The 16,259-nt window shown below is 69.5% G+C and carries 14 protein-coding genes; 8 read left to right on the forward strand and 6 right to left on the reverse strand.

Annotated elements, in window-relative coordinates:
- The first annotated feature begins 85 nt into the window (after positions 1 to 85).
- Positions 86 to 2,932 carry a valine--tRNA ligase gene (locus tag NKJ47_RS18340; protein ID WP_254459172.1) on the forward strand — a complete coding sequence of 949 codons (2,847 nt, stop codon included), beginning with the start codon at positions 86 to 88 and terminating at the stop codon, positions 2,930 to 2,932.
- Positions 2,933 to 3,105: 173 nt separating this feature from the next.
- On the opposite strand, the gene NKJ47_RS18345 is transcribed toward NKJ47_RS18340, so the two are convergent.
- The 4 genes from NKJ47_RS18345 to pssA all read right to left on the reverse strand — a co-directional run bounded on the left by NKJ47_RS18345 (position 3,106) and on the right by pssA (position 6,590).
- Entirely contained in the window at positions 3,106 to 4,251 is a 1,146-nt protein-coding gene (locus NKJ47_RS18345; protein WP_254459173.1) for a pectate lyase family protein, read from the reverse strand.
- A 613-nt stretch (positions 4,252 to 4,864) separates the two neighbouring features.
- Positions 4,865 to 5,353 (reverse strand): ribosomal protein S18-alanine N-acetyltransferase, encoded by a 489-nt coding sequence (gene rimI, locus NKJ47_RS18350; protein WP_254459174.1) that lies wholly within the window; start codon positions 5,351 to 5,353, stop codon positions 4,865 to 4,867.
- The gene (locus NKJ47_RS18355) at positions 5,350 to 5,799 is read right to left on the reverse strand and encodes an alanine acetyltransferase (RefSeq protein ID WP_254461471.1); all 450 of its coding nucleotides are present in this window, start codon (positions 5,797 to 5,799) and stop codon (positions 5,350 to 5,352) included. The genes rimI and NKJ47_RS18355 overlap by 4 nt, the downstream gene beginning before the upstream one ends.
- Before the next feature lie 14 nt (positions 5,800 to 5,813).
- Complete coding sequence (pssA, locus tag NKJ47_RS18360; RefSeq protein WP_254459175.1) at positions 5,814 to 6,590, reverse strand: CDP-diacylglycerol--serine O-phosphatidyltransferase; 777 nt, start codon at positions 6,588 to 6,590, stop codon at positions 5,814 to 5,816.
- Between the two features lie 77 nt (positions 6,591 to 6,667).
- Between pssA and NKJ47_RS18365 the strand changes: the two genes are divergently transcribed.
- From NKJ47_RS18365 to NKJ47_RS18375, 3 genes are all read left to right on the forward strand, one after another.
- The gene (locus NKJ47_RS18365) at positions 6,668 to 7,060 is read left to right on the forward strand and encodes a DUF4124 domain-containing protein (RefSeq protein ID WP_254459176.1); all 393 of its coding nucleotides are present in this window, start codon (positions 6,668 to 6,670) and stop codon (positions 7,058 to 7,060) included.
- An 89-nt stretch (positions 7,061 to 7,149) separates the two neighbouring features.
- On the forward strand, positions 7,150 to 8,844 hold the full coding sequence (locus tag NKJ47_RS18370) for a proline--tRNA ligase (protein ID WP_254459177.1): 1,695 nt from the start codon (positions 7,150 to 7,152) through the stop codon (positions 8,842 to 8,844).
- 245 nt (positions 8,845 to 9,089) lie between these two features.
- Positions 9,090 to 9,551, forward strand: a complete 462-nt coding sequence (locus NKJ47_RS18375; RefSeq protein ID WP_254459178.1) for an H-NS family nucleoid-associated regulatory protein — start codon at positions 9,090 to 9,092, stop codon at positions 9,549 to 9,551.
- 59 nt (positions 9,552 to 9,610) lie between these two features.
- Here NKJ47_RS18375 and NKJ47_RS18380 read toward each other — a convergent pair whose 3' ends face one another.
- A complete protein-coding gene (locus NKJ47_RS18380; protein ID WP_254459179.1) occupies positions 9,611 to 10,870 on the reverse strand; it encodes a threonine/serine ThrE exporter family protein in 1,260 nt (419 codons plus the stop codon).
- Positions 10,871 to 10,970: 100 nt separating this feature from the next.
- Here NKJ47_RS18380 and NKJ47_RS18385 point away from each other — a divergent pair, with 100 nt between their 5' ends.
- The 4 genes from NKJ47_RS18385 (at position 10,971) to NKJ47_RS18400 (ending at position 14,588) form a co-directional block, all read left to right on the forward strand.
- Complete coding sequence (locus tag NKJ47_RS18385) at positions 10,971 to 12,083, forward strand: ABC transporter permease (protein ID WP_254459180.1); 1,113 nt, start codon at positions 10,971 to 10,973, stop codon at positions 12,081 to 12,083.
- 81 nt (positions 12,084 to 12,164) lie between these two features.
- A complete protein-coding gene (locus tag NKJ47_RS18390; protein ID WP_254459181.1) occupies positions 12,165 to 12,986 on the forward strand; it encodes an ABC transporter ATP-binding protein in 822 nt (273 codons plus the stop codon).
- A 4-nt stretch (positions 12,987 to 12,990) separates the two neighbouring features.
- Positions 12,991 to 13,917 (forward strand): MlaD family protein, encoded by a 927-nt coding sequence (locus NKJ47_RS18395; RefSeq protein WP_019797240.1) that lies wholly within the window; start codon positions 12,991 to 12,993, stop codon positions 13,915 to 13,917.
- The gene (locus NKJ47_RS18400) at positions 13,914 to 14,588 is read left to right on the forward strand and encodes an ABC-type transport auxiliary lipoprotein family protein (RefSeq protein ID WP_254459182.1); all 675 of its coding nucleotides are present in this window, start codon (positions 13,914 to 13,916) and stop codon (positions 14,586 to 14,588) included. Before NKJ47_RS18395 ends, NKJ47_RS18400 begins: the two co-directional genes overlap by 4 nt.
- A gap of 1,026 nt (positions 14,589 to 15,614) precedes the next feature.
- On the opposite strand, the gene NKJ47_RS18405 is transcribed toward NKJ47_RS18400, so the two are convergent.
- Positions 15,615 to 16,190, reverse strand: coding sequence for an alpha-ketoglutarate-dependent dioxygenase AlkB family protein (locus NKJ47_RS18405; protein WP_254459183.1), 576 nt, complete (start codon positions 16,188 to 16,190; stop codon positions 15,615 to 15,617).
- Positions 16,191 to 16,259: the final 69 nt, after the last annotated feature.

The raw sequence follows: 16,259 nt of genomic DNA on the forward strand, positions 1-16,259 counted from the left end.
GAATCGTTTCTCCAAGCGCCGCATTGAGGCGGGTCCCGCTCTGCGCTCCATCGATTCCCCATTCCCGATTCCCGATTCCCAGCCAATGACCACCCTCGCCTCCAGCTACGATCCCAAGTCCTTCGAATCGCGCCTGTACGCGCAATGGGAGGCGTCCGGTTACTTCGCGCCGTCCGGGCAGGGCACGCCGTACACGGTGCTGCTGCCGCCGCCGAACGTGACCGGCACGCTGCACATGGGCCACGCCTTCCAGCAGACGCTGATGGATGCGCTGGTGCGCTACCACCGCATGCGCGGCTTCGACACGCTGTGGCAGGTCGGCAGCGACCACGCCGGCATCGCCACCGAGATGGTGGTGTCGCGCAACCTGACCCTGGAAGGCAAGGGCGAGACCCGCGATTCGCTGGGCCGCGACGGCTTCATCGCCAAGGTCTGGGAGTGGAAGCAGCATTCCGGCGACACCATCGAGCGGCAGATGCGCCGCCTCGGTACCTCGGCCGACTGGTCGCGCAGCACCTTCACCATGGACCCGCAGCCGTCGGCGGCGGTGATCGAGGCGTTCGTGCGCTGGCACGAGCAGGGCCTGATCTACCGCGGCCAGCGCTTGGTCAACTGGGACCCGGTGCTGAAGACCGCGATCTCCGACCTGGAAGTGGAGAACGTCGAGGAAGACGGCTTCCTGTGGTCGATCGCCTACAAGCTCGACGACGGCGCTAGCTACGAACACGTCGAGCACGACGCCGACGGCAACGAGACCCTGCGCGAGACCCGCGACTACCTGGTGGTCGCCACCACCCGCCCGGAGACCCTGCTCGGCGATACCGCGGTGATGGTGCACCCGGAGGATGCGCGCTACGCGCACCTGATCGGCAAGACGGTGACGCTGCCGCTGACCGGCCGCCGCGTGCCGGTGATCGGCGACGACTACGTGGACCGCGCGTTCGGCACCGGCGTGGTCAAGGTGACCCCGGCGCACGACTTCAACGACTACCAGGTCGGCGTGCGGCATGGCTTGCCGATGATCAACCTGTTCACCCCGACCGCCGCGCTCAACGAGAGCGTCCCGGAAAAATACCGCGGCCTGGACCGTTTCGACGCGCGCAAGGCGGTGCTGGCCGATCTGGAAGAGCTCGGCATCCTGGTCGAGACCAAGCCGCACAAGCTGCAGGTGCCGCGCGGCGACCGCACCGGCCAGGTGATCGAGCCGTATCTGACCGACCAGTGGTTCGTGAAGATGGACGCGCTGGCCAAGCGTGGCCTGGAGCTGGTCGAGTCCGGGCAGATCCAGTTCGTACCGCCGAACTGGATCAACACCTACCGCCACTGGATGGAGAACATCCAGGACTGGTGCATCAGCCGCCAGCTGTGGTGGGGCCACCGCATTCCGGCCTGGTTCGACGACGCGGGCAACTGCTATGTCGGCCGCGACGAGGCCGACGCGCGCGCCAAGGGCGGCCTCGGCGCCGACGTCGCCCTGCACCAGGACAGCGACGTGCTGGAGACCTGGTTCTCCTCGCAGCTGTGGCCGTTCTCGACCATGGGCTGGCCCGATCCGCAGGCGATGGCCGAGCGCGGCTTCGACCGCTACCTGCCGTCGAGCGTGCTGGTCACCGGCTTCGACATCATCTTCTTCTGGGTGGCGCGCATGATCATGGCCACCGACAGCTTCACCGGCAAGGTGCCGTTCCGCGACGTCTACATCACCGGCCTGATCCGCGACGCGCAAGGCCAGAAGATGTCCAAGTCCAAGGGCAACGTGCTCGATCCGCTGGACATCATCGACGGCATCGACATCGAGGACCTGGTCGCCAAGCGCACCACCGGCCTGATGAAGCCGCAAGACGCCCCGAAGATCGAGAAGGCCACGCGCAAGGAATTCCCGAACGGCATCGTCGCCCACGGCGCCGACGCGCTGCGCTTCACCATCGCCGCGCTGGCCGGCCACGGCCGCGACATCAAGTTCGATCTGGGCCGCGCCGAGGGCTACAAGAACTTCTGCAACAAGTTGTGGAATGCCAGCCGCTTCGTGCTGATGAACACGCCGGGCGGGGAGTCGGGAGTCGGGAGTCGGGAGTCGCAACGGCTCGCACCGGTCACCGATGCCGAGAAGTGGATCCTGCTACGCCTGCAGGCGGTGACCGCAGAGGCGCAGGCGCAGTTCGCCGCGTACCGCTTCGACCTGCTGGCGCAATGCCTGTACGAATTCGCCTGGAACGAGTTCTGCGACTGGTTCCTGGAACTGGCCAAGCCGGCGCTGAGCGGCGACGACGCGGCGGCCGCCGACAGCACCCGCCATACCCTGCTGCACGTGCTGGAAACCCTGCTGCGCCTGCTGCACCCGCTGACTCCGTTCGTCACCGAGGAGCTGTGGCAGCAGGTGGCGCCGCGCCTGGGTATCGCCGCGCCGACCATCTCGCTGCAGCCGTACCCGGACGCGGCGGCGATGGACGTGGCCGCCTACGACGCGGCCGCGGCCGACGTGGAATGGCTGAAGGCGATGGTGTCGGCGCTGCGCCGCGTGCGCAGCGAGCTGCAGGTGGCGCCGTCGCGGCAGGTGCCGCTGCTGCTGCAGGGCGGCCAGACGCAGGACCGCGCGCGGGCGGACCGCTTCGCCGCGCAGCTGCGCTTCCTGCTCAAGCTCGAGGCCATCCAGTGGCTGGACGACGGCGTACCGGCGCCGGCCGCGGCCACCGCGATCGTCGGCGAACTGAAGCTGCTGGTGCCGCTGGAAGGGCTGGTCGACCTGGATGCCGAGCGCCTGCGCCTGGACAAGGAAATCGCCCGCGTCGCCGCCGAGAAGGACAAGAGCGAGGCCAAGCTCGGCAAGTTCACCGACAAGGTGCCGGCCGCGGTGGTCGAACAGGAACGCCAGCGCCTGATCGACTGGAGCGCGCAGCTGGACGGCCTGCGCGAGCAGCGCGCCAAGCTGTAGCGCGGACGCGGGGGCGCCACCGGGCACGGCGTCGTAGGAGCGGCTTCAGCCGCGACCGGGCCTTCCCATGAACGCCCGGTCGCGGCTGAAACCGCTCCTACCGCGGGCACATGACATCACGGCCGTCCCCAGGTGCCGCCGCCCTGCCTGGTAGGCGACGACACCTGTCAGGCTCAGAGCTTGCCCGCGCCGGCCTTGGCCTTGACGTCCGCGGCCACCTTGTTCGCCGGCAGCAGCGAATAGGTGTACGGCGGAGTCCAACCGACGCTGTTGTTCCACGAACAGGTCAGCGCCTGGCCGTTGAGCAGCGAGCCGAAATCGCGGTAGACGCTGCCGCCGTAGTTCGCCGCGATCTTGTCGCAGCCGCTCACCCCGCCGATGTCGAAGACGTTGTTCTCGGAGAAGATCTTCGACTCCTTGCCGACGCCGTGGGCGTAGGAGAACGGATACACCGCGTTGCCGGTGCTGCCCACGTGGTAGTTGTTGTACAGGTGCACCTGGCCGAAGCGCACCCGCGGCGCGCGCGCGGCGATGTTCTCGAACAGGGTGTTGTGGATGGTCACCTTGAGCTTGCCGCTGTCGGTGCTGGAAGCGCTGTCGCTGGAGCCGATCAGGTTGTTCTTCTCGTGCGACTTGAACACCGAGTACGACACGGTCACGTAGTTGGCGCCCTTCTTGATGTCCAGCGCGCCGTCGTGGTGCTGCTTGGGCCGGCCGTTGGCGGTGCCGTTCTGGTCGTCGGTGCGGCGGCCGTCGGTGAAGGTGACGTGGTCCACCCACACGTTGCTGGCGCCCTCGATGGTCATGCCGTCGTATTCGGCATTCCAGTTGCCGGCGCTGCCGTCGTCCGGATCCCACACCGGCTGCGGATCCCACGGGTTCTCGATGGTCAGGTTACGCACGATCACGTCGTTGGCCTTGACGTAGAAGTAGCCCTCGCGGATCTCGGCGTTGCTGCCGACGCCGATCAGCGTGGTCTTGGTCGGGATGTCCAGGCGCGCGCGGCTCTTCATGTCCGCGGTGGTGCTGTAGGGCGTGCCTTCGCTGATGTCGATGATGCCGTTGACCTTGATGATGCGGCCGTTGCTGCCGGCGCTGGCCTTCAGCGCGGCCTTCAGCTGCGCGGCGGTGCTGACGCTGTAGACGTCGGCCGCGGCGGCCTTGGAACCGCCCTTGGTGCCGCCGTTCTGCGTGGCCCAGCCGGTACTGGCGACCTCCAGGCTGGCGTCGGCATGGGCGGCCCCGGCGATGCCGGCCAGGCACAGGGCCAGGCCGAATGTGCGCAGCGGCGATGGAGCGATGAAGGACTGGGTGATCATCCTGGAAACCTCGTGTGCATGCGTGATTTGGACGCAGACGCGCGCGCTCCGCGGCAGCGGAACCCACGGCGACGCCTGCGCGGTCGCTGTCCCCTCGGACAACTGCGGGTCATGCCCGCGTGGGAGGCAGGCGCCGAAGAGGCGCGCACTTTAGGGAGGGCGACGCGCGTGTAAAGAGGCAACAAGGCGACGCCAGGATCCAGTCGCACGATGTGTGATCCACCGCGCACGAATGGCCTGCACGCCGCAACGCGGCGCAGCGCCATCGCTGCGGGACAACAACGCTGTCCCACCGACAGGAGGCGACATTGCGGATCGACGTGGCGCAGCGCCAGAACGCCGCAAACGCGCGTGGCGGACGCCGACCGCGTGCGCGTCGCCGTTGGCGGTCAGCGCGCCTGTCGCCGACGCGATGCCGGTGGGGTGGCAGGGTCCGTATCGGCAGGCGATGTCGCCGCACCAGGAAGCCACCGCGGCGCCCCTGACGTCGGAAGCGGGCGGGGAACGCGCGGCACGCGGCGTGCTTGCATTGCGCGCCCCTCCCGACATCCGCCAACGGCCGCTGCGCTGTGCACCGGCCAGGCGCGCGAACGGCGCGCGGCGCGAGGATGGCTCAGGACATGCCTTCGAAGAACAGCTCGATCGCCATCACCAACGCGTCCTCGCGGCCGTTCGCGGCCGGGTAGTAGCGCGGGCGCCGGCCGATCTCGTTGAAGCCTTCGCTGTGGTACAGGGCGATCGCGTTGGGATTGGACGGGCGCACTTCCAGGAACACCCGGCGCGCGCCGAGGTCGACGCCGTACTTGATCAACGCGCGCAGCAGCAGCCGGCCGTAGCCGCGCGACTGCCGCTCCGGCGCCACGCAGACGTTGAGGATGTGCGCCTCGTCGGCGGCGACGCTGATCACCCCGTAGCCGACGATCGTGCCCTCCTCCACCAGCACCCAGCCCGGGTAGCCGGCCTGCAGGCAGTCGCGGAAGATGCCGCGGGTCCAGGGGAACGGATAGGCGCGGCGCTCGATCTCCATGACCGCGTCCAGATCGGCCTCGCGCAAGGCGCGCAGCGTGGCCATCGGCGCCGGCGCCGAGCCGAGCGCGCTCATCGCGGCGCCCGCTTGCGCAACGCGCGCAACTGCGGCCACAGCGCGCGCTTGGCCGCGGCGTTGCCGCGCAGCTCGTCCAGCGGCCAGGTCGCCATCAGCGCCTGCGTGGCCGGATCGTTGGGATTGAGGCTGGAGGCGCGCAGCAGGGCGATCTGCAGGCGGTCGGGCAGGCGCAGCCCGACCCGACGCGCGCCCGCCACGGGTGCGACTCGCGGCGCATCCGGCTGCACCGCCGGCGCCGGTGGCGGCGGCGCCCGGCGCCGCTCCGGCACCTCGGCAGGAGACGCCGTCCGCGGCGGCATCGGCGCCTGCCGCTGCGCCGGTACCGCCGGCTCCACCTCCGGCGGCGGCGTCGGTTCGACCACGGCCGCGGCATCCACGTAGACGGTATGGCCGAGCGCCTGCAGCCAGCCGACCTGCTCGGCCGACCACAACGGCGCGTGCATGGACGCGTGCTCGCTCATGCCGCGTCCGGCACCCTGCGCCAGCGCCGCCACAGCCACAGGCACGGCCCCGACAGCGCGTACAGCACGCCGATCGCCAGCAGCGCCCGCGCCAGGTCGATCACCAGCACCGCCAGTACCACCGGCGCCAGCACCAGCATCAGGAACGGCACCCGGTCGGTGCGCGGGCCCTTCTCGCCGCTGCCCTTGAAGCTCCAGAAGCGGATGCGGCTGACCATCAGCAGCGCCGCGGTCACGGTCAGGCCCAGGGCCACGTAGCGCAGCTGTTCGCCGTCCCAGCCCAGCGAGCCGTCGGCGAAGGACCACACGAAGGCCATCATCAGCCCCGCCGCGGCCGGGCTGGCCAGGCCCACGAACCAGCGCTTGTCGACGGTGCCGACCTGGGTATTGAAGCGGGCCAGGCGCAGCGCGGCGCAGGCCGCGTACAGGAACGCCGCCGACCAGCCGACCCGGCCCAGCATGCTGCCGTCGAACTTCAGCGCCGACAGCGACCAGTGGTACATCACCAGCGCCGGCGCCATGCCGAAGCTGACCAGGTCGGCCAGCGAGTCGTACTGCACGCCGAATTCGCTGCTGGTGCCGGTCAGCCGCGCCACGCGCCCGTCCAGCCCGTCCATCACCGCGGCCACGAACACCGCCACGCTGGCGTGCACGAACTGGCCGTTGGCGGCGGCGATGATGGCGTAGAAGCCGGAGAACAGGCCGGCGGTGGTGAACAGGTTCGGCAGCAGGTAGATGGTGCGCGAACGGGGGGGCGGTCGGGATGGGTCCATCCCCTCAGTCTAATCGACTTGCCAGGCGCGTCGGCGGGTGCTGCAATCGGCGCTCCCGCCGCGCCCTGGAGACCGCGATGCGCGCCCTGCCCCGGTTTTGCTGCCTGCCCCTGCTCGCCGTCAGCGGCATGCTCGGCGCCACCACCCTGTACCAGTGGAAGGACGCGCAGGGCGTCACCCACTATGCCGAGACCCCGCCCCCCGGCGGCAAGTACCAGGTCCGCAAGGTCGACACCCGCGGCGACGCCCCGGCCGAGACGCCCGCGGCGGCCCCGGCCGAGAACGGCCAGTGCCAGACCGCGCGCAAGAACCTGGACATCCTCGGCAAGCCCGGCAAGATCGCCACCGACAACGATGGCGACGGCAAGCCGGACGGGGAACTGGACGCATCCCAGCGCGATGCGCAGAAGGCCCTGGCCGAAGCCGCGATCAAGGCCTACTGCAGCCCGGCGGCCGCGCCCGCCAAGTAACCCGAACACGTCAGGCCAGCCGCGGGCGATGCCCGCAGCGCCGGCAATGACTGGCAAAATGGGCGACCCGCCGTCTGCGAAGCCCCTCGATGCGCCTTTCCCAGTTCCACCTGCACACCACCAAGGAAACCCCGGCCGACGCCGAACTGATCAGCCACAAGCTGATGCTGCGCGCGGGCATGATCCGCAAGCTCGCCTCCGGCCTGTACACCTGGTCGCCGCTGGGCCTGCGCGTGCTGCGCAAGGTGGAAACGGTGGTGCGCGAGGAAATGAACCGCGCCGGCGCCCTGGAAGTGCTGTTCCCGACCATCCAGCCGCGCGAGCTGTGGGACGCCACCGGGCGCTGGAGCAAGTTCGGCGGCCTGATGCTGCGCATGCAGGACCGCAAGGAGCAGGACTACTGCTACAGCCCGACCGCCGAGGAGGCCGCCGCCGATTTCGCACGGCAGGAGCTGAACAGCTACAAGCAGCTGCCGGTCAACTTCTACCAGATCCAGACCAAGTTCCGCGACGAGATCCGCCCGCGTTTCGGGGTGATGCGCGCGCGCGAGTTCCTGATGAAGGACGCCTACTCGTTCCATCTCAGCGATGAGGACCTGGCGCGCGAGTACGAGAACATGAAGGCGGCCTACACCCGCATCTTCACCCGCCTGGGACTGCAGTTCCGCGCGGTGCAGGCCGATTCCGGCGACATCGGCGGCGACGCCTCGCAGGAATTCCACGTGCTGGCCGCCTCCGGCGAGGATTCGCTGGCGTTCTCCACCGGCTCGGACTACGCGGCCAACGTCGAGGCGGCGATCGCCGCGGCGCCGGCGCCGCGCGCGGCGGCCAGCGAGGACCTGCGCAAGGTCGCCACGCCCACCCAGAAGACCTGCGAGGCGGTGGCCGAACTGCTCGGCCTCCCGCTGCAGCGCACGGTCAAGTCGGTGGCGGTGATGGCCGGCGAAACCTTCGTGCTGGCGCTGGTGCGCGGCGACCACACGGTCAACGAGATCAAGCTGGGCAAGGTCGCCGGCCTGGCCGGCTACCGCATGGCCAACGAGGCCGAGATCCTCGCGCACCTGGGCAGCGAACCGGGCTTCCTCGGCCCGCTGGGTCCGCGCCAGCCGATCCGCGTGGTCGCCGACCGCGACGTCGCGGCGCTGGCCGACTTCGTGGTCGGCGCCAACGAACCCGGCTTCCACCTGGCCGGGGTCAACTGGGGCCGCGACCTACCGGAGCCGGACGCCGTCGCCGACCTGCGCAACGTGGTCGAGGGCGAGCGCGCGCCCGATGGCGGCGAGATCCGCCTGGCCCGCGGCATCGAGGTCGGCCATGTGTTCCAGCTCGGCCGCCAGTACGCACAGGCGCTGGACGCCACGGTGGTGGACGAGAACGGCAAGACCGTGACGCTGGCGATGGGCTGCTACGGCATCGGCATCTCCCGCATCGTCGCCGCGGCGATCGAACAGAACCACGACGACGCCGGCATCCGCTGGCCGCAGCCGATGGCGCCGTGGACGGTGGCGGTGTGCGTGATCAATCCCAAGCGCGATCCGGCGGTCGATGCCGCCGGCGAGGCGTTGCTGGCGGAACTGCAGCAGGCCGGGCTGGATGCGGTGCTGGACGACCGCGGACTGCGCGCCGGCGCGATGTTCGCCGACATCGAACTGATCGGCATTCCGCACCGCGTGGTGGTGTCCGAACGCGGCCTGGCCGCCGGCACCTTCGAATATCGCGCGCGCAGCGGCGGCGATGCCGAGCACCTGGATCGCAGCGCGCTGCTGGCGCGACTGCAGGGCTGAAGAATGGGGCCGGGAGTATATCCCGGCCTTTTTACGCTATCGTCACGCCCATAAGCGAAATCTTCGCGCTACTGCCGCAATTGAATACAGCGGGTATACAACGGCAGACGAATACTGCAGCGGCATTCCACTTGCAAATGCCTGCCGCGAATAAGCCTGATATTTGTCAATCCGATAAAGCATCATTATGCTTTCGCGGTTGCCAGGGAATGGCGAACGGACACCACCCATTTTCCGGAGCAAAGATGACCATCGATCTCAGCGGCCTGTCCGCCAAGCAATTGGGCGCCCTCATCAAGACCGCCAAGAAGCAGCAGTCCATCGTCGCCAAGCGCACTCCCATCGCCAAGGTCCGCACCCAGCTGGCGCGCCTGGCCAAGAGCCACGGCTACAGCATCGAGGAAGTCTTCGGCGGCGCGCCCGCCGCACGCGGCCGCAAGGCTGGCAAGCCGGGTCCGAAGCCGGGCCGCAAACTGGGCAAGGTGCCGCCGAAGTACCGCAATCCCGCCAATGCCGCCGACACCTGGACCGGCCGCGGCAAGCAGCCGCGCTGGCTGGCCGATCTGGTCGCCAAGGGCAAGAAGGTCGAGGATTTCCTGATCGCCGGCGCCGCCGCCAAATCCGCCGCACCGGCCAAGAAAACCGCCAAGAAGGCCGCCAAGCGCATTGCCAAGAAGGCCAGCAAGACCCCCGCGCCGAAGGCCTGATTCGCCGCGACAGCCGTCACGAAGAACGCCGGCCATGCCGGCGTTTTTCGTTTCAGTCTTCAAAGATTCTTGCGCGCCGGCACCAACAGATTGCCGAACAGCAGGCCGGCGACCAGCGCCATCACGATATTGGTCACCGTCAGCAACGCCGATTGCCCGCCGAGTACGTCCTGCTGCTGCACCAGGGTCAACAACCCGCGCAGGCTGGCGCTGCCGGGCACCAGCATGATGATGCCCGGCAGCCGCACCAGCGCGCCCGGCCGCTGCACGATGCGCCCGAACAGATTGCCGGCGGCGGTCAACACCATCGCCGACAGGAAGATGCCGACCGGGCTGCCCCAGGCGTCGCCGGCGAAGCGCGCGATCACATAGCCGGCCGCCGAGGCCGCCATCACGAACGGGTAATCGCGGCCGCTGGCCTTGAACAGCAGCGCGAACGCGTAGGCGGCGACCAGCAGCGAGGCCCATTCCACCCAACCGTGCTGCGGCCGCGATGCCCGCACCATCGGCTCCAGGCCGAGCAGCTGCGCCAGGGTCACCGCGATCACCGCGCCGACGGTCAGCTTGACGACGGTGGTGACCGCGCCGGCGAAGCGCGCCGTGCCCGACACCCAGTGCTGGCTGGTCAGTTCGTTGACCGCATTGGTCAGCGCCATGCCGGGCAGCAGCACCACCAGCGAGGCGATGATCACCGTGTTGAGATTGAGCGGCGCCACGAAGCTGGCCACCAGGGTCGCGACGAAACCGGCCAGCAGCGCCGCCAGCGCGTCGTTGGCTTCCTTGGTCGCCGGACGCTTGTCGGTGAGCTGGGTCAGCACGCCGATCAGCAGGCCGATCACGGTGGCGGTGGCGATGTCCAGCCACGGCAGGCGCCACAGCCCGGCCACGCCGGCCGCGGCCAGGCCGAACCCCAGCACCTGCATCGCCATCCAGCGCCGTCCCGGCGGCTGATCCAGCTGGCGCAGCGCGGTGTGGCCCTGGGCCACGCTCATGCGCCCGCTGGCCACGTCGTCGGCGATGCGGTCGGCGACGCTGAGCTTGTGCAGGTCGTTGTCGCCGGGCGCCAGCCGCACCACGCGGGTGATGTCGCTGGAGCCGATCGCCTTGGTCGGGTCGCTGAAGCTGAGGATCAGCCCGGTCGGGTTGGACCAGGGCTCGCAATCCAGGTCCAGTTGCTGCGACAGCGCCACCACCGCCGCCTCCAGCCGCTGCGCGGTGGTGCCGTAGGTGTGCAGTCGCCCGGCGATGTCGGAGACAAAGGCGATGCGCTGCGCGTAGGTCGCATTGGCGGAGGGACTGACGGTGGGAGCGGCGGGCATGTCGGCTAGTATGGCGCCAACGCCGCGCCCGGCCACCCTGTCGCGATCACCACATCTGCAACACGGGCGAAACAGGTATGCTCGCGCACCGGACGCCCCCATGATCGAACCGCAACCGCCCAAACTCAGCCAGGACGACCGAGACCCCTCGCGGGTGCGGCTGACCGGCAGTTGGACCCTGGCCACCGCCCTGGCCTCCTCGGAAGTGCTGCGCGGCATGCCGGCCGGCACCACCGGCATCGACGCCAGCGGCATCGGCCAGCTGGATTCGGCCGGGGTGCTGCAGCTGATGCGCTACGCCACCCGCAACGGCATCGCCCACGAGGCGGTGGATTTTCGCCAGGACCATCGCGCGCTGGTCTCGACCATCGAGGACGTGGCCGACGACCGCCCTAAGCGCAAGCGCGACTACGGTTTCGCCGCGGCGCTGGAACGCCTGGGCTATGCGGTGCACCGCAACGGCAAGGAAATCGTCGCCCTGGTCGGTTTCCTCGGCGAGACCCTGGTCAAGCTGCTGCGGCTGCTGCACGCGCCGCGCCGGTTCCGCCTGACCGCCACCGTGCACCACATGGAGCAGGTCGGCCTGGACGCGGTGCCGCTGGTGGCGCTGCTGTCGTATCTGGTCGGCGCGGTGATCGCCTTCCTCGGCTCCACCATCCTGCGCGACTTCGGCGCCGAGATCTACGTGGTGGAACTGGTCAGCATCGCCTTCCTGCGAGAGTTCGCGGTGCTGCTGACCGCGATCGTGCTGGCCGGGCGCACCGCCAGCGCCTTCACCGCGCAGATCGGCGCGATGAAGGCGCGCGAAGAGGTCGACGCGATCCAGACCCTGGGCCTGGACCCGATGGACCTGCTGGTGATCCCGCGGCTGGTGGCGCTGCTGCTGATGCTGCCGCTGCTGACCTTCGTGGCGATGATCGCCGGCCTGGCCGGCGGCGTCACCGTCGGCGCCTTCGACCTGGGCATCCCGCCGCAGATGTACCTGGCGCGCATGCACGACACCATCCAGATCCGGCACATGCTGGTCGGCCTGTCCAAGGCACCGATCTTCGCCATCGTGATCGGCCTGATCGGCTGCCTGGAAGGGCTGCGGGTGGAAGGCACCGCGCAGTCGGTGGGCGAGCGCACCACCTCCAGCGTGGTGCAGACGATCTCGCTGGTGATCATCATCGACGCGATCGCCGCGCTGTGGTTCATGAACATGGGGTGGTGAGTTGAAGCCGGGAATCGAAAATCGAGAATCGGGAATGGGGAACGCCGGCTGCGTCAGCGACGTCGGCCGGGAGTGCACGCCTTGACCATTCCCGATTCCCCACTCCCGATTCCCGACCAGGAACTCGCCATCTCCGTGCGCGGCCTGGTCAACCGCTTCGGCAGCCAGACCGTGCACGAGGACCTGGACCTGGACGTGCGCCGCGGCGAGATCCTCGGCGTGGTCGGCGGGTCGGGTACCGGCAAGTCGGTGCTGATGCGCACCATCCTCGGCCTGCGCGAACCCGATGCCGGCAAGATCCAGGTGCTCGGCGTGGATACCGATTCCGGCCGCCGCGCCGATCGCCTGCACGTGGAGCGCAATACCGGCGTGCTGTTCCAGGACGGGGCGCTGTTCTCCTCGCTGACCGTCGGCGAAAACGTGCAGGTGCCGCTGAAGGAGCATTTCGGCGAACTGCCCGACAGCTGGCATTACGAGCTGGCGCTGCTGAAGGTCAAGCTGGCCGGCCTGCCCGCCGACGCGCTGAACAAGCTGCCCTCGCAGCTGTCCGGCGGCATGCGCAAGCGCGCCGGGCTGGCGCGCGCGCTGGCGCTGGACCCGCCGCTGCTGTTCCTGGACGAACCCACCGCCGGCCTGGACCCGATCGGCGCGGCCGCCTTCGACCGGCTGATCCGCACCCTGCAGGAAGCGCTGGGCCTGACCGTGTTCCTCATCACCCACGACCTGGACACCTTGTACGCTATCTGCGACCGCGTGGCGGTGCTGGCCGACCGCAAGGTCATCGCCAACGCGCCGCTGGCCGAGATCGAGCAAGTGGACCATCCGTGGATCCAAGAATATTTCCACGGCCCGCGCGCCCGCGCCGCACGCGATGCCAAGACCGCCTGGACCGAGACCCGCTGAGCCCATGGAAACCAAAGCCAATTACGTGCTGATCGGCGCCTTCACCATCGTGGTGGGGATCGCGCTGCTGCTGTTCGGACTCTGGGCCGCCAAGTACTCCTCCGACCGCACCTGGCAGGAATACCGCGTGGTCTTCCGCGAGGCGGTGACCGGCCTGTCGGTCGGCAGCCCGGTGCAGTACAACGGCATCGCGGTGGGCTCGATCACCGAGCTGACCCTGGCGCCGAACGACCCGCGCCAGGTGGTGGCGCGGATCCGGGTCAACTCGACCACGCCGATCAAGAGCGACACCCGTGCCAAGCTGGGCATCACCAGCCTGACCGGGCCGTCGATCATCCAGCTCTCCGGCGGTACCCCGGAAGCGCCGACGCTGACCTCGATCGACAACAGCGATGCGCCGATCATCCAGACCACGCCCTCGGCGCTGCAGAACATCACCGACACCGCCAACCGCATCGTCGAGCGCCTGGACGAAGTGCTCAGCGACCGCAATGTCGCCAGCATCACCGCCACCCTGCACAACCTGGAGACCATCAGCGGCGGCCTGGCCGACCGCGACCAGGGCATGCAGTCGCTGATCGTCAGCGCGCGCGACGCCGCGCGCAACCTGGACACCACGCTCAAGACCACCAACGGCACCATCCAGCGCCTGGACCAGAACCTGGTGCAGCAGCTGCCACCGATCCTGGACAAGCTGGAGGACACGCTGAGCAAGCTGGATTCGGCCGCCGGCAATGCCGACAAGATCCTTGGCGAGAACCGCTCGGCGATCAACAGCTTCGCCAACGACGGCCTCGGCCAGCTCGGCCCGACCCTGACCGAACTGCGCGGCCTGATCCGCGACCTGCGCCGGGTCAGCGACCGCCTGGACAACAACCCCGCGCGCTACCTGCTCGGCCGCGACGCCCCGAAGGAGTTCAAACCCAAATGAAGCCGATGCGCGCCTTCCTCCTGCTCGCGGTGCCGGCCCTGCTGCTGGCCGGCTGTTCGCTGCCGGGCGGCAGCAAGGAGCCGGTGACGATTTACGCGCCCGACGTGCGGGTGACCGCGGACCCGGCCTGGCCGCAGGTGACGTGGCAACTGGCGCTGACCAAGCCCAGCGCCGCGCGCGTGGTCGACAGTTCGCGCATCGCGGTGCGCCCGACCCCGGACGAACTGCAGGTGTACGGCGGCGTCAGCTGGGCGCAGCCGGCTACCGACATGCTCGAGGACATGCTGCTGCGCGGGTTCGAGGATTCCGGGCGCATTCCGGGCGTGGCCCGGCTCGGCACCGGCATCCGCGCCGACTACAAGCTGCTGCTGGACCTGCGCCGCTTCGAATCGGACTACGCCGGGCGCGCGGTGCCGTCGGCCACCATCGAACTCAACGCCAAGCTGCTGTACAGCGCCGACCAGCGCGTGGTCGCCTCGCGCACCTTCCTGGTGACCGAGCCGGCCGCCGGCACCGCCGAATCGCAGGTGGTCGATGCCTTCGCCAAGGCGCTGTCGCAGATCGGCCACGACGTGGTCGGCTGGACCCTGCAACAGGGCCAGGCCGACGCCGCCACCGCACTGGCCCCCAGCGTTCCGCCGCCAGCCCGCCCGAAGCCGCCGCGGCGCTGACTGACTCCCCTCTCCCACCGGGAGAGGGGCCGGGGGTGAGGGTACGGCGGCCAGGGAGCCCCTGTTCCTCCAGATGCCTCCCTGGCAACCCGACCCGCATCCGCCCCTTCGGGGCACCTTCTCCCGGTGGGAGAAGGGATGCGGTTGCGGCATTCGGACCTTTCGCTGGGGCAGCGACCGGCGCGTGCGCGCCGGCCCAGTAAGCCCATACCACGCCAGCTTTGCTCTCCTCTCCCACCGGGAGAGGGGCCGGGGGGTGAGGGTACGGCGGCCAGGGAGCCCCTGTTCCTCCAGATGCCTCCCCAGCAACCCGACCCGCATCCGCCCCTTCGGGGCACCTTCTCCCGGTGGGAGAAGGGATGCGGTTGCAGCATTCGGACCTTTCGCTGGGGCAGCGACCGGCGCGTGCGCGCCGGCCCAGTAAGCCCATGCCACGCCAGCTTTGCTCCCCTCTCCCATCGGGAGAGGGGCCGGGGGTGAGGGTACGGCGGCCAGGGAGCCCCTGTTCCTCCAGATGCCTCCCTAGCAACCCGACCCGCATCCGCCCCTTCGGGGCACCTTCTCCCGGTGGGAGAAGGGATGCGGTTGCGGCATTCGGACCTTTCGCTGGGGCAGCGACCGGCGCGTGCGCGCCGGCCCAGTAAGCCCATACCACGCCAGCTTTGCTCTCCTCTCCCACCGGGAGAGGGGCCGGGGGGTGAGGGTACGGCGGCCAGGGAGCCCCTGTTCCTCCAGATGCCTCCCCAGCAACCCGACCCGCATCCGCCCCTTCGGGGCACCTTCTCCCGGTGGGAGAAGGGATGCGGTTGCAGCATTCGGACCTTTCGCTGGGGCAGCGACCGGCGCGTGCGCGCCGGCCCAGTAAGCCCATGCCACGCCAGCTTTGCTCCCCTCTCCCATCGGGAGAGGGGCCGGGGGTGAGGGTACGGCGGCCAGGGAGCCCCTGTTCCTCCAGATGCCTCCCTAGCAACCCGACCCGCATCCGCCCCTTCGGGGCACCTTCTCCCGGTGGGAGAAGGGTGGGCGCTAGACGATCCGACGGAACGTCAGGTTGATCCGCTCGCCAACCGGCCTGGCGGTGCGCGGCAAGGCGTGCCGGTACAGACGCTGGGTGTCGCCCGCCATCAGCAGCAGCCCCCCGGAGGTCAGCTCCAGCGCCTGGCGCAGCGCCGGCTGCTGGCGATGGCGCAGCACGAAGCGGCGCGGCGCGCCCAGGCTCAGCGAGGCGATTACCGGGGACGGGCCGAGTTCGCGCTCGTCGTCGCTGTGCCAGCCCATCGCATCGCGGCCATCGCGATAGCGGTTGGCGAGTACGCTGTTGAACGCCACCCCGGTCTCGGCCGCCAGCCTCGCACGCAACGGCAGCAGCGCCGCCAGCCACGGATGCGGCGCGAAACGGGTGCCGGAATAGCGGTAGCTGGCGTCCGCATCGCCGATCCAGCAACTCAGCCGTGGCGAATCGACCAGCTTTCCGAACAGCCGGATCCGGTGCACCTCCCACGGCACCTCGCGCAGCAACTGCGCGCACAGCGCGGCCGCCGTCGCCGGGTCCAGCCACTCGGGATACCAGCGCAGATCGGCGCCGGGCAGGTCCAGGTCCATTGCGCCACGCTAGCATGCCGGCCGCCACCATACGCCAGCGTGCGGAATTTGCCCCTTCACGCGCAAACC

This window comes from Xanthomonas sacchari (assembly GCF_024266585.1).
GTDB lineage: Bacteria > Pseudomonadota > Gammaproteobacteria > Xanthomonadales > Xanthomonadaceae > Xanthomonas_A > Xanthomonas_A sacchari_C.

What these genes read in the sequence shown, in the direction of transcription:
- NKJ47_RS18340 (WP_254459172.1), top strand. Translation starts at nt 86, where the DNA reads ATGACCACCCTCGCCTCCAGCTACGATCCCAAGTCCTTCGAATCGCGC.
- NKJ47_RS18345 (WP_254459173.1), bottom strand. Translation starts at nt 4,251, where the DNA reads ATGATCACCCAGTCCTTCATCGCTCCATCGCCGCTGCGCACATTCGGC.
- rimI (WP_254459174.1), bottom strand. Translation starts at nt 5,353, where the DNA reads ATGAGCGCGCTCGGCTCGGCGCCGGCGCCGATGGCCACGCTGCGCGCC.
- NKJ47_RS18355 (WP_254461471.1), bottom strand. Translation starts at nt 5,799, where the DNA reads ATGCACGCGCCGTTGTGGTCGGCCGAGCAGGTCGGCTGGCTGCAGGCG.
- pssA (WP_254459175.1), bottom strand. Translation starts at nt 6,590, where the DNA reads ATGGACCCATCCCGACCGCCCCCCCGTTCGCGCACCATCTACCTGCTG.
- NKJ47_RS18365 (WP_254459176.1), top strand. Translation starts at nt 6,668, where the DNA reads ATGCGCGCCCTGCCCCGGTTTTGCTGCCTGCCCCTGCTCGCCGTCAGC.
- NKJ47_RS18370 (WP_254459177.1), top strand. Translation starts at nt 7,150, where the DNA reads ATGCGCCTTTCCCAGTTCCACCTGCACACCACCAAGGAAACCCCGGCC.
- NKJ47_RS18375 (WP_254459178.1), top strand. Translation starts at nt 9,090, where the DNA reads ATGACCATCGATCTCAGCGGCCTGTCCGCCAAGCAATTGGGCGCCCTC.
- NKJ47_RS18380 (WP_254459179.1), bottom strand. Translation starts at nt 10,870, where the DNA reads ATGCCCGCCGCTCCCACCGTCAGTCCCTCCGCCAATGCGACCTACGCG.
- NKJ47_RS18385 (WP_254459180.1), top strand. Translation starts at nt 10,971, where the DNA reads ATGATCGAACCGCAACCGCCCAAACTCAGCCAGGACGACCGAGACCCC.
- NKJ47_RS18395 (WP_019797240.1), top strand. Translation starts at nt 12,991, where the DNA reads ATGGAAACCAAAGCCAATTACGTGCTGATCGGCGCCTTCACCATCGTG.
- NKJ47_RS18400 (WP_254459182.1), top strand. Translation starts at nt 13,914, where the DNA reads ATGAAGCCGATGCGCGCCTTCCTCCTGCTCGCGGTGCCGGCCCTGCTG.
- NKJ47_RS18405 (WP_254459183.1), bottom strand. Translation starts at nt 16,190, where the DNA reads ATGGACCTGGACCTGCCCGGCGCCGATCTGCGCTGGTATCCCGAGTGG.